Raw genomic sequence first — 12,655 nt, forward strand, 5'->3', positions numbered from 1 at the left:
AGGTGCCTAAGACGCGGGGGTGAATTTGTTGGTGTAGGTCCTGCCGGCTTCCGGCTCGGGAATCATCTCGTCGAGGCTGACAGGGCGCAGGCCTTTCGCGCGCAGCCCGTCAATGATGCACGGGACGGCGTCGACGCTTTCTGTGTGGATGTCGTGCAGCAGAATGATCGAGCCAGGCTGGGATTGACCGACGGCGATATCGCACGACGTTGCTGCGTTGTGGTGCTGCCAGTCGTTGGTGTCCACATCCCACATTGCCAGCGAGAGACCGCGGCTGCCGGCGATGGAGGCCACACGGGCGTCCATGTCGCCATAGGGCGGGCGCAGCCAGCGCGGACCCCAGAACACGGCATCCTTGATGTCGGCGTTGGTCACGTCGAGCTCGTTCATAATGCCAGCGTCGGCGAGCGTGGACAGCGGCGGGTGGTTGCGCGAGTGGTTGGCGATGGTGTGCTTGTCGTTGAGCATGCGGCGCAATATGCCGGGTCGTAGTTCGGCACCCGTCCCGATGACAAAGAAGCTGGCCTTGGCGTCCATGTCGCGCAGAATGTTGAGCAGGCGGACGGTCTCGTCGGAAGGGCCGTCATCAAACGTGACCGCCACGCAGTCGGAGCAGTCCTCCGACGGGACATCGAGCTTCGGCATGGCCTCGCCGGATGGCTCTGGCACGACGCTCATCGACGGTGTTTGCAGCGTCTCGGTGTCGAGCGTGAGCGCGGGGTCAGCAGAGCTCGGGTCAGCCGCTGCGGGGGCGGCAGGCGCCGCTAGGGGAACTACACAGACGGCAGCCGCAAGCACGGAGAATAGAGAGCGTTTCATCATGTTCCGGGGCACAACAGGGTAGAGACAGTCAGCGCGCAACTGAATGCGCACTGCACACAGCTGCATTGAGTATGCGTCGGTGGTGTCCAGGGGTCAAGCTACGATGTGGGGCATGCCTAAGACGCTCGCCACGGACAACCCTGTTGCGCGTGTCTTGCCGCTTCTGGGTTTGCCGCATTTGGACCGGCCGTTTGATTACCTGGTGGCCGAATCAGACTCGGAAGCCGCGCAGCCGGGCGTGCGTGTGCGCATTCGTTTTGCGGGGCGGCTCGTGGATGCGCTGGTGCTCGAGCGCGCCGCCACCAGCGATCACGAGGGGAAACTGCGGTTCATTGGGCGTGTCGTCTCCCCGGAGGTGGTTTATCCAGAGCGCATGCGCTTGCTTATCGACGCATTAGCCGACCGATACGCCGCCACCCGGTCCGACCTCATCCGCACCGCTATCCCGCCGCGCCACACCAAAGCCGAGGAAACGGACACCACCACAGCGTGGGAAGAGCTGGGCGAGGCAGCCGAGCCGGACTTGAGCGCCTGGAGCGCCTACGAGCACGGGGAATCCTTTGTTGATGCCGTCATCGGCGGAACACTCGCGCGGGCGGCCTGGCAGATTGCGCCTGGCGACGATTGGGCTGCCGCGCTGGCGGCGCTGGCCACGAAGGTGGCGAAGGACGGCGGGGGAGTCCTCATTGTCGTGCCCGACCAGACGGACGTGGACACGGTCGATGCAGCCCTGCGCGAGCTGGTGGGGCCGCGGCAGATCACCACGCTCACGGCTTCGCTCGGCCCCCAGGCCCGGTACAGCCGGTTCCTGTCGGTGCTGCATGGGCAGGGCCGGATTGTGGTGGGGACGCGGTCGGCGGGGTTCGCGCCCGTCGAAAAGCTGCAACTAGCCGTCGTGATGTTCGACGGCGACGATTCTCTCGTCGACCCGCGCGCCCCGTACACCCACGCGCGAGAGGTGCTGACTACGCGCTCAGCGATCGAGAAGGCCTCGCTCATCATCGGTGGCCACGCACGCACGGCGGAGACGCAGTTGCTTGTGGAATCCGGGTGGGCGCACGACTTGGTGGCGCCGCGTGCGACGGTGCGGGCTCGGTCGCCGTTCATTCACGCTGCTGGCGACAGCGACTTCGCGTTGGAGAAAGACCCGCGCGCGGCCGCTGCCCGCATCCCGTCTGTCGCGTTCGAGGCCGCACGCAAGGCGCTGGCCGCCGACAAGCCGGTGTTGTTCCAAGTACCGCGCACCGGGTATGTGCAGTCCTTGGCGTGCGGAAATTGCCGCGAACCAGCTCGCTGCCGCGCGTGCAACGGACCGCTGGGCCTGCCCAGTGGCGGGGAAGCCGCCGCACCGACATGCCGCTGGTGTGGGCGGATGGACTCGTCGTACGTGTGCCCCGTGTGCGGCTCGCACCGCCTGAGGGCCGTCGTGCTGGGAACGCAGCGCACCGCGGAAGAACTCGGCCGCGCCTTCGCACCGGCCAAGGTGATCATGTCCTGGGGAGAGAAGATTCTCAAGGAGGTGCCGGGCGGGCCCGCCATCGTCGTCGCCACGCCGGGGGCAGAACCACGCGCCAGCGGAGGTTATGGTGCCGCTGTCCTGTTAGATACGTGGGCGTTGCTCGGCCGCCCGGACATGCGGGCGAGTGAGGAGGCGTTGGCGAAGTGGATGGGGGCGGCGGGGCTCGTCGATAAGCAAGGCGACGTTGTCGTTGTCGCAGACCCCGCGCTGCCCGTCGTCCAGCACCTCATCCGCTGGGATGCGCCCGGATATGCGGCCCACGAGCTGGAAGCGCGGCGTGAGGTGCGGTTCCCGCCCGCGGTGCACATGGCGGCGGTGGATTCGCCTAGGGAGTCGCTGACGGATTTCCTGGCGCACATCGATTTGCCGCCGCACGCGGAGGTGCTCGGCCCGGTTGACCTTGGTGACGAGACCTATCAACAGCGCGTGCTCATCCGCGCCCCGCTGTCGACGCGCACTGCGCTGGGCAAGGCGCTGCGGGCGGCGAACGTGAACCGCGCCACCCGCAAACAGGAGGCGCCGCTGCGCATCACCATCAATCCGATGGACATTGGTTAGACTCGCGCCCATGACAGTTCGCCCCATCAGGATCTTCGGGGATCCGGTGCTCAATTCCGAAGCCACCCGCATCGACACGTTCGACGAAGCGCTACGCACGCTGGTCAGTGACATGCTGGAGACGATGGATGCCGCCGGCGGCGTGGGCTTGGCTGCCAACCAGATCGGGCTGACCAAGCGCATTTTTGTCTACGACTGCAACGGCATGCGCGGCGCCCTGATCAATCCGGTGTGGGAGCCGATCGACGACTACGTGCAGATCGGCCCAGAGGGCTGTTTGTCCATCCCGGGCATTCAGGCTGAGGTGGAGCGGCACGAGAACGTCATCGCTCGCGGCCAAGATGAGTTCGGCCGTCCGGTGGCAATCCGCGGCAACGGCTTGCTGGCGCGCTGCATCCAGCACGAAACAGACCACCTGGACGGGGTGCTGTTCCTGCGGCGTTTGGAGCCGGAGGTGCGCAAGGAAGCCATGGCGGTTATCCGCGGTGCGGATTGGTACCAGGCACAGGGGGAGCTGGTTGAGGAAGGAGACAGGGCATGAGATTGATTTTCGCAGGCACACCCGAACCGGCCGTCGTCGCACTGCAGAAGCTCATCGCCTCCGATCACGAGGTCGTCGCAGTGCTCACCCGCCCGGACGCGAAGAAGGGCCGCGGCCGCACCCTGCATCCGTCGCCGGTCAAGGCGCTGGCTATGGAGCACGGCATCGAGGTGCTCACCCCAGAGACGCTTCGCGATAACGAGGAGGCGCATGCCCGACTGACGGAGCTGGCCCCTGACGCTATCCCCGTTGTCGCCTACGGCAATCTCATCCCAGAGGACTTTCTGACCATTCCCCGCCACGGCTGGATCAACCTGCACTTTTCGCTGCTGCCGCAGTGGCGCGGGGCCGCCCCCGTGCAGGCGGGGATTCTCCACGGCGACGAATTCAGCGGCGCCACGACGTTCCGGATCGACCAGGGCTTGGACACCGGCGACATCATCGGTCAACAGCGAGAAGAAATCCGCGCCACCGACACGGCGGATGACCTGCTGACGCGCCTGGCCTATGACGGTGCTGACCTGCTTGTCCGCACCATGGATGACCTGGAATCCGGCACCGCGATATTCACCCCGCAGGAGGGGGAGGCGACCTACGCGCCGAAGATCACGAAAGATGATGCCCGCATTGACTGGCAGTCCTCCGCGGCGGAGATTGACCGCGCCGTTCGCGCCCACACACCGGGCCCCGGAGCGTGGACAACGCTTGGCGACGCCCGCTACAAAGTCGGCCCCATCACCCCCTCCCACGAGCAACTCGCGCCGGGGCATGTGGCCATTTCCAAGGACGAAGTGCGTGTTGGCACCGGCGACGGGTCCGTTGTGCTGGGCATGATCCAGCCCCCGGGAAAGAAGATGATGCGGGCCACCGACTGGGCCCGCGGCCTCCACACCTCCGGCTCTGAAGACAGGTCTGGAGCTGGTGCGGAGGTGGTCTTCGAGTGAGCGGCGGATTCCGGTCGCGCACGAAGAGCGCGCAGCAGGGCAAGCCAGGGCAGTCCCAGTCCAGGCAGGGAAAGCCGAAGCAAAGGCACAACACGCAGAAGCGGCCGCAGGCGCACTCGCGCATTGGCGACGCTGCACGCGAGGCCGCGTTCGACGCGGTGCTGCGCGTGGAGACGGAGGACGCGTTCGGCAACCTGGTCCTGCCGCAAATCCTCCGTGAACGCAAAGTCAAAGGCCGCGATGCTGCTTTTGCCACCGAGCTGGCCTACGGCACGTTGCGGACGCTGGGGGTCCTCGACGCGGTCATCGCGGAATGCTCGTCGCGTCCCCTGACTGAGCTCGACCCAGCCGTGTTGACGGCGTTGCGATTGGGCACCTACCAGCTGCTGATGACGCGGGTGGATGACCACGCTGCCGTCGACACCTCAGTGCGCCTCGCGGAGGCCGCAGGCCAAGGCAAGGCGAAGGGCTTTGTCAACGGCATCTTGCGCACTGTCGCGCGCACGTCGGCGCATGAATGGATGGATAAGCTCGCGCCGTCCGACGAGCCGGCGGCGACCGCGTTTCGCACCGCGCACCCGGAATGGATCGCGCGCTCGTTCGCGCGGGTGTTACCCGCAGAAGAATTGGAAGCGGTGCTCAAAGCTGATTCGGAGCGGCCGAAAGTGCATCTCGTTGCGCGGCCGGGGGAGATGAGCGCGGAGGAGCTCGCACTGGTCACCGGTGGCGAGGAGGGGCGCTACAGCCCCTACGCTGTCTACCTCGACGGCGGTGACCCAGGATCACTCGAACCGGTGCGCGACCGCATGGCGGCGGTGCAAGACGAGGGTTCGCAGCTCATCGCCCGCGCGGTGACCGAAGTGCCCGTCGAGGCTGACGGCGGCGACCACGGCCGTTGGCTGGATCTGTGCGCAGGCCCAGGCGGCAAGGCCGCGCTCATGGGCTCCATCGCCGCGATCGACGGCGCAACGGTCGATGCGGTGGAGATCGGGGAGACCCGCGCTGAGTTGATCCGCAAGAGCACCGAAGGCTTGCCGGTGACGGTCCACGTCGCCGACGGGCGCAATCCCGGTCTCGAGGCGGGCTTTGACCGCGTGCTTGTGGACGCCCCGTGCTCCGGCCTAGGTGCCCTGCGCCGCCGCCCTGAAGCCCGGTGGCGCAAGAGCGAAGACGACATTGCTGAGTTGAACACGCTGCAGGAAGAGCTGCTCGCCTCCGCCGTGAATCTGGCCAAGCCCGGTGGTGTGGTGGTGTATTCCACGTGTTCGCCGGATGCGCGGGAGACGCGGGGGATCGTCGAGAAGCAACTGGCGAAGGGGGACGTTGAAGAGCTGGACGCACGCGAGTTCCTTCCGGAGATGGGCGAGCTTGGTGAGCACCTCAGCGCACAAATGTGGCCGCACCGGCACGGCACGGACGCTATGTTTCTGTCCGTTCTCCGTAAGATGAAGTCATGATCTACATCGCCCCGTCGATCCTGGCCGCCGATTACGCCGCGCTCGGCGCGGACGTGGAAAAGGTACCCACCGCCGACTTGATCCACGTGGACATCATGGACGGCCACTTCGTGCCTAACCTGTCATTCGGGCCGGACGTGACCAAGGCCGTCAACCGCGTCACCGACCAGTTCCTGGACATCCACATGATGATCGAGGAGCCGGAGCGCTGGTTCGAGACCTACATCGATGCTGGCGGCGACCGTCTCGTCTTCCACATCGAGGCAACGAACGACCACATCAACGCAGCAAAGAAGCTGCATGACTTGGGCGTCGAGGCTGGATTCGCGATCAAGCCCGGCACGCCGATCGAGCCGTATCTCGGCGACCTCGAGCACTTCGAGGAAGTCATGATTATGAGCGTCGAGCCCGGTTTCGGCGGCCAAAAATTCATGCCGGAGGTCTTAAACAAGGTGGTCACGTTACGCGAGCACATCGCAAACGCTGGCTTATCGACGATCATTGGCATCGACGGCGGCATCGGCGAATCCACCATCAAGCAAGCCGCTGAGGCTGGCGTGGAGTCTTTCGTCGCGGGATCGGCGGTGTTCGGCGCGCACGACCCGGCAGAGGCAGTGGAGAAGCTGCGCGGGTTGGCGACCGAGGCCCGCCCGGCGGATGCTGTATGAGGCACTACACCCACACATTCACCGAACAGGAAGAAACAGCGCTGTGGGAAGCGCTCGACGCCGGTGCTGAAGTGCGGGGCACGACGAGCCCCAACCCGCCTGTCGGGTGCGTCATCTACCGCGAGGTTGAGCCGGTGATCGTGGACGACTGGGACCAGGCCGAGCCGGAGATCATCGCCACCGGGGGAACCGAACCTGTCGGCGGACGGCACGCGGAGATCGTCGCCCTCGACGCGGCGCGTGAAAAGGTCGGGGATGACGGGCTGAGGGGCGCGTGCATGCTGGTCACCCTTGAACCGTGCAACCACACCGGGCGGACAGGGCCGTGTGCGGAAGCGATCGTGGCGGCCGGTATCGCCAAAGTCGTCTACATCGAGCCGGATCCGCATTCGGAGGCATCCGGCGGTGCCGAGTACCTGCGCCGGCACGGGGTGGAAGTGCACCACAAGACCTACGACGTGACCGGACTTGCGCCATGGTTGACGGCGGTGCGCCACGGCCGGGTGTCGGTCACCGCCAAGTTCGCCGCTACCCTTGACGGGTTCGTGGCTGCGCCGGATGGGTCGAGCCAGTGGATCACCGGTCCGATCACCCGCGAGTGGGTCCATGAGGATCGCTCGCGGGTGGACGCGATCATCATCGGCACCGGAACGGCCCTGGCTGATAACCCGTCGTTGACTGCCCGGAAAGCTGACGGAACGTTAGCGGAGAGGCAGCCGCGCAGGGTGGTCGTCGGCACGCGTGAGGTACCGGAGGGCAACCTGACCCGGCTTGGGTTCGAGCAGTACGCCACCCCGCAGGAGGCGCTCGACGCGTTGTGGGAGACCGGGGCGCGGCACGTCATCGTAGAAGGCGGGCCGACGCTTATGCGCAGCGTGTTCGAGCTCGGCGTCGTCGACGCGATTCACGCATACGTCGCCCCGATGCTTTTCGGGGCTGGACGCAGCATGATCGATGGACCATTGGTGGGCACGCTTGCGCAGGCGCAACGCTATGAGATCGACTACGTCGACTACACCAGCAACGACGACGTGCTCATTGCGCTTCGCCGTTGCGAAGAGTGCGAGGAAGAGGAGACTTGATGTTCACGGGCCTGGTGGAGGAAGTGGGAAGCGTCGAGAAGCTGGAGCGGCTCGATGAGGCCGTGCGACTCACGGTGCGCGGACCGAAAGTCACTGCTGATGCCCAGCCGGGCGACTCGATCGCCGTCGACGGCGTGTGTCTAACGGTCGTGGAGGCTGCAGGTGGCGTGTTCACCGCCGACGTCATGCAGGAAACGCTGAACCGCTCCCGCTTGGGCAGCTACGAGGTCGGCTCGAACGTCAACCTCGAGCGAGCCCTGGCGGCGGGGGCGCGAATGGGTGGCCACATCGTGCAGGGGCATGTCGACGGTGTCGGCGAGCTCATCTCCCGTGAAAGTTCAGAGCACTGGGACGTGCTGCGTTTCTCGCTGCCGGAGCAGCTCGCGCGCTACGTCGTGGAGAAGGGCTCGATCGCGCTCAACGGCACCTCGCTGACAGTCTCTGCGGTAAGCGCGGACTACGTGGAGGTCTCGCTCATCCCGACGACGTTGGCTGAAACGACATTCGGTGAGTTGGCCGTCGGCGAGCCGGTGAATATGGAAGTTGACGTGGTGGCCAAATACGTCGAAAAAATGGTGGCGGGCTACCATTAGTCCCCATGAGCGACACCCTGCGACTGGATTCTATTGATCACGCCGTGGCAGCCATCGCCCGCGGTGGGGCGGTCGTGGTTGTCGACGATGAAGACCGTGAGAACGAGGGTGACCTCATCTTCGCAGCAGATCACGCGACGCCTGAGCTCGTTGCGTTCATGGTGCGCTATTCCTCCGGCTACATCTGCGTGTCCATGGAGGACTCCCGCGCCAGTGAACTGAACCTGCCGCCGATGGTGGCGCAGAACGAAGACGCACGCGGCACGGCCTATGCCGTGACCGTGGATGCGGCGACGGGAACGACGGGGATTTCAGCCCGCTCGCGTGCGGAGACGATCCGCCGGCTCGCCGACCCGAGCTTTGGCCCGGAGGCGTTCACCCGACCCGGTCACATTGTTCCGTTGCGTGCCCGCGCTGGCGGGGTGCTCGCCCGCGACGGGCACACCGAGGCCGCTGTCGATCTTTCCCGCATGGCCGGCTGTGCGCCGGTGGGCGTGCTGTGCGAGATCGTGTCCGAAGACGACCCGACCGACATGGCGCGCGGGCCTGAACTCCGCCGCTTCGCCGACGAGCACGGCCTACCAATGATCTCGATCGCGCAGCTCATCCAGCACCGTCGCCGCACCGAGCCAATGGTCGAGCGAGCAGCTACGACAACATTGCCCACCGATTACGGCGTGTTCACGGCGTACGGTTACCGCGCGCTTGTCGACGGCACCGAGCACGTCGCCCTCGTCGTCGGCGACGTCACCGAGGCGGGCGGGGACGACGATGTGTTGGTCCGTGTCCACTCGGAGTGCCTGACGGGGGATGTGTTCTCCTCGACACGTTGCGACTGCGGCCCGCAGCTGCACGAGTCCATGCGCCGGATCCAAGCCGCCGGGCGCGGTGTGATCGTGTACGTGCGCGGGCATGAGGGCCGCGGCATCGGACTGGTGGCTAAACTGCAGGCCTACCGTCTGCAGGACGACGGGCTCGATACCGTCGATGCGAACTTGGAGCAGGGTTTGCCGATCGACGCGCGGGAATACTCCGTTGCCGGCCACATCCTCGCCGATCTCGGCGTAGCCTCGGCGGAGGTGCTGTCCAACAACCCGGACAAGGTGGAGGCCTTGAGCGGTTTTGGACCTGTCATTGCCGGGCGCACCCGCATTGAAATCGCCCCCTCCCACGACAACATCTATTACCTGCGCACAAAGCGCGACCGGATGGGCCATGACCTGCCGCTGGTCACCGAATGGGAACGCACGCACGGTGTGTGAAGCTCTGCTTCACACGGGTAAAAGAAGGGAAAGAAACCGTATGGCTACGACCGGAGCGCCCCAGCTCGCACAGTTGAATGCCGAGGGAATGTCGGTGGCGGTGGTGGTGACGAAGTGGAACGCAGGCATCGTCGATAAGCTGCGTGACCGCGCCGTGACCGCCGCACGCGACGCTGGTGCGAAGGTCGAAGTCTTTTCTGTCGCTGGCGCGCTGGAGCTGCCGGTTGTCGTGCAGGCGTGCGCGAAGCGTTTCGACGCCGTCGTCGCCCTCGGCTGCGTCATCCGCGGTGAAACGGCCCACTTCGATTATGTCTGCGATTCCGTGACGGAGGGCCTCACCCGGGTGGCGCTCGATGAGGAAGTGCCTGTGGGCAGCGGCGTGCTCACCGTCGACAATGAGCAGCAAGCACTTGACCGCGCCGGCGGCAAAGGCGCGAAGGAAGACAAGGGCGCAGAAGCTGTTGCTGCGGCGCTCGGTGCAGCTAAGACGCTGGCGCAGGTGCGCACATTCCCGCTTTTGGCCCGCGACTAGCGCGAACACTAGGATGGCCAGTGAGATGAGCCCTGACACCAGTTCCGACAGCCCCGAGATGACCAGCCCTGACAAGCGGGCGCCGTTGAGCGATGAGGAACTCGCATACTTCAACGCCCTCGACCCCCATGCCGTGACCTCGACGAAGCCGTGGAAGTTCGAGGCAACGTCTCCGGCACTCAAGCGCATTGCGGTGATCGCCATCGTGGTGATCATGGCTGTGCACATCTTCATGGGGGCAGTCGTCGACATCGAGTTCACAGGCGCCGCTATCACGACACTGGACAAGCTCGCTTTCCCGGGCATCGGCCTGATTCTGTCCGCATTCACCTGGTGGGGCTTGTCGCGGCCACGTGTGCGGGCGAACGAGGACGGCGTGGAGGTGCGCAACATCATCGGCACACGCTTCTACCCGTGGGTGGTCATCTACGGTTTGGCATTCCCGCGCGGGTCGCGCATGGCGCGGTTGGAGTTGCCGGAGTTCGAATACGTGCCGCTGTGGGCGATCCAGTCCGCCGACAAAGAACGCGCTGTGGCTGCGGTGAAGGACTTCCGCGAGCTCGAAGCCCAGTACATGCCCGAGGACTAGATGGCTAACCCAGAGTCCTACCGCCCGGCACCGGGAACAATCCCCACTGATCCGGGCGTCTACAAATTCCGTGACGGCGCCGGCCGCGTCGTCTACGTGGGCAAGGCGAAGAACCTGCGCTCCCGGCTGAACAACTACTTCCAGCCGCCGCAAACGCTCCACCCGCGCACGCGTCAGATGGTCTTCACGGCTGCCAAGGTCGAGTGGACGGTCGTAGCCAGCGAGGTCGAGGCGCTGCAGCTCGAATACACGTGGATCAAACGGTACGACCCGTGGTTCAACGTCATGTACCGCGACGACAAGACCTACCCAATGCTCGCGGTGAGCGTAGGGGAGAAGTACCCGCGGGCGTTCTTCTACCGCGGTCCGCGGCGCAAAGGCGTGCGTTACTTCGGCCCCTTCTCGCATGCGTGGGCGGTGCGCGAAACCTTGGACCTGCTCACGCGCGTGTTCCCGATTCGCACGTGCTCCAACGGCGTGTTCAACCGGCACGAACAGCTAAGGCGGCCGTGCCTACTGGGGTACATCGACAAGTGCTCGGCGCCGTGCGTGTCGCGCGTGAGCGAGCCGGAGTACGACGACATTGTGAACGGCTTCATGGGCTTCATGTCCGGCCGCACCGATGCCGTAGTGAAGGGTCTCACCTCCCAGATGATGGAGGCGAGCGAGAACCTCGAGTTCGAAAAAGCCGCCCGGCTGCGCGACGATCTGGGCGCCGTGAACAAGGTGATGGAGAAGCAGACGGTCGTGCTGTCCATCGACACTGATGCGGATGTCATCGCCTTCGACACCGACGAGCTCGAGGCCGCCGTGCAGATCTTCACTGTCCGCGACGGCCGCATCCGTTCCCAACGGGGGTGGGTCGTGGAGAAGACCGGTGATGAGCCGGGCTCCATGGAGCGTCTCGACGAAGGCCAGGACGACCCCGCCCTGCCCGTCCTCATGCAGAACTTCCTCGTGCAGTACTACTCCGATGCCGTTGAGCGGATGGAGCAGGAGCAAGCTGAAGACGAGCGTTTGGCTGCGAAGAAGGTCCGCCGCCGCGGCGTGGACCAAGAGTCGCGCGCACAGGTGAAGCAGCCGATGCCGGTGCCGCGCGAGATCCTCGTGGAGGTCATGCCGGCGGAGGCGGAGGAGACCCAGGCTCTGCTGGAGAAGTTGCGCGGCGGGCCAGTGTCATTCCGCGTGCCGCAGCGCGGCGACAAGAAGTCTCTCATGGAGACCGTGCACCGCAACGCGAAGGAGTCACTGCGCCAGCACAAGCTCAAGCGCGTCGGCGACCTCACTGCGCGCTCCCAGGCGTTGCAGGACATTCAAGACGCGTTGATGATGGACGAGGCCCCGTTGCGCATTGAGTGCACCGATATCTCCCACATCCAGGGCACTGATGTCGTGGCGTCTCTCGTCGTCTTCGAAGACGGACTGCCCAAAAAGGCGGACTACCGCCGCTACCGCATCAAGGAAGCCGCGGGCGACGGGCGTTCGGATGACGTCGGCTCCATTGCGGAAGTCACCCGCCGCCGCTTCAAGCGCCACAACGAAGATAAGCTGGCCAACCCGGAAGAAAGCGACCAGGTCTTCGACGACGAAGAAGACTCAGCAGTGGAATCCACAGGCAACAAGCGCTTCGCCTACCCGCCGCAGCTGTTCATCGTCGACGGCGGCAAGCCGCAGGTCAACGCCGCCCAAGCGGTGTTCGATGAGTTGGGCATTGTAGACGTCACTCTCATCGGCCTGGCCAAGCGCCTCGAGGAAGTGTGGGTGCCCGACGACGACGAACCGCTCATCCTCCCGCGCAACTCCGAGGGCATGTACCTGCTGCAGCAGATCCGCGACGAAGCCCACCGCTTCGCCATTACCTACCACCGGCAGCAGCGGTCGAAGCGAATGCGGGCGTCTGCCCTCGACGGCATCCCCGGCCTCGGCCCAGCCCGCCGCAGCGACTTGGTGAAGCACTTCGGCAGTGTGAAGAACCTCAAAGCAGCCAGCGCCGAAGAGATTGAGGAAGTGCCGGGAATCGGCCCGAAACTGGCGGAGACGGTGTGGCAGCATTTGCGCAAGGATCCGTCGTCAAGCGAATAGCTTAAA

The 12,655-nt window shown here is 65.3% G+C and carries 12 protein-coding genes; 11 read left to right on the forward strand and 1 reads right to left on the reverse strand.

Annotated features, from left to right (window positions below; all coding sequences use genetic code 11):
* Window positions 1-6: 6 nt before the first annotated feature.
* Complete coding sequence (locus KBX19_RS04275; protein ID WP_255997609.1) at window positions 7-822, reverse strand: polysaccharide deacetylase family protein; 816 nt, start codon at window positions 820-822, stop codon at window positions 7-9.
* A 112-nt stretch (window positions 823-934) separates the two neighbouring features.
* Between KBX19_RS04275 and KBX19_RS04280 the strand changes: the two genes are divergently transcribed.
* Genes KBX19_RS04280 through uvrC form a run of 11 tightly spaced genes read left to right on the forward strand, consistent with a single transcriptional unit; the run spans window position 935 to window position 12,649 of the window.
* The gene (locus tag KBX19_RS04280; RefSeq protein WP_255997611.1) at window positions 935-2,899 is read left to right on the forward strand and encodes a primosomal protein N'; all 1,965 of its coding nucleotides are present in this window, start codon (window positions 935-937) and stop codon (window positions 2,897-2,899) included.
* A gap of 10 nt (window positions 2,900-2,909) precedes the next feature.
* The gene (def, locus tag KBX19_RS04285; protein ID WP_255995348.1) at window positions 2,910-3,440 is read left to right on the forward strand and encodes a peptide deformylase; all 531 of its coding nucleotides are present in this window, start codon (window positions 2,910-2,912) and stop codon (window positions 3,438-3,440) included.
* Window positions 3,437-4,384 (forward strand): methionyl-tRNA formyltransferase, encoded by a 948-nt coding sequence (gene fmt / locus KBX19_RS04290; protein WP_255997613.1) that lies wholly within the window; start codon window positions 3,437-3,439, stop codon window positions 4,382-4,384. The genes def and fmt overlap by 4 nt, the downstream gene beginning before the upstream one ends.
* Window positions 4,381-5,841, forward strand: a complete 1,461-nt coding sequence (locus KBX19_RS04295) for a transcription antitermination factor NusB (RefSeq protein WP_255995350.1) — start codon at window positions 4,381-4,383, stop codon at window positions 5,839-5,841. Before fmt ends, KBX19_RS04295 begins: the two co-directional genes overlap by 4 nt.
* Window positions 5,838-6,509 carry a ribulose-phosphate 3-epimerase gene (gene rpe / locus KBX19_RS04300; protein ID WP_255995351.1) on the forward strand — a complete coding sequence of 224 codons (672 nt, stop codon included), beginning with the start codon at window positions 5,838-5,840 and terminating at the stop codon, window positions 6,507-6,509. Before KBX19_RS04295 ends, rpe begins: the two co-directional genes overlap by 4 nt.
* On the forward strand, window positions 6,506-7,591 hold the full coding sequence (gene ribD, locus KBX19_RS04305) for a bifunctional diaminohydroxyphosphoribosylaminopyrimidine deaminase/5-amino-6-(5-phosphoribosylamino)uracil reductase RibD (protein WP_255997614.1): 1,086 nt from the start codon (window positions 6,506-6,508) through the stop codon (window positions 7,589-7,591). The genes rpe and ribD overlap by 4 nt, the downstream gene beginning before the upstream one ends.
* Window positions 7,591-8,184: a riboflavin synthase gene (locus KBX19_RS04310; RefSeq protein ID WP_255997615.1), complete on the forward strand. Its 594-nt coding sequence runs from the start codon at window positions 7,591-7,593 to the stop codon at window positions 8,182-8,184. The genes ribD and KBX19_RS04310 overlap by 1 nt, the downstream gene beginning before the upstream one ends.
* Before the next feature lie 5 nt (window positions 8,185-8,189).
* Entirely contained in the window at window positions 8,190-9,446 is a 1,257-nt protein-coding gene (locus KBX19_RS04315) for a bifunctional 3,4-dihydroxy-2-butanone-4-phosphate synthase/GTP cyclohydrolase II (RefSeq protein WP_255995354.1), read from the forward strand.
* Between the two features lie 40 nt (window positions 9,447-9,486).
* Window positions 9,487-9,978, forward strand: coding sequence for a 6,7-dimethyl-8-ribityllumazine synthase (ribH, locus tag KBX19_RS04320; protein ID WP_255997617.1), 492 nt, complete (start codon window positions 9,487-9,489; stop codon window positions 9,976-9,978).
* A 25-nt stretch (window positions 9,979-10,003) separates the two neighbouring features.
* Entirely contained in the window at window positions 10,004-10,567 is a 564-nt protein-coding gene (locus KBX19_RS04325) for a PH domain-containing protein (protein WP_255995356.1), read from the forward strand.
* Window positions 10,568-12,649 (forward strand): excinuclease ABC subunit UvrC, encoded by a 2,082-nt coding sequence (gene uvrC / locus KBX19_RS04330; RefSeq protein ID WP_255997619.1) that lies wholly within the window; start codon window positions 10,568-10,570, stop codon window positions 12,647-12,649.
* The last annotated feature ends 6 nt before the right edge of the window (window positions 12,650-12,655 follow it).

The sequence above is a fragment of the Corynebacterium sp. CCUG 71335 genome, assembly GCF_024454075.1.
GTDB classification, from domain to species: domain Bacteria; phylum Actinomycetota; class Actinomycetes; order Mycobacteriales; family Mycobacteriaceae; genus Corynebacterium; species Corynebacterium genitalium.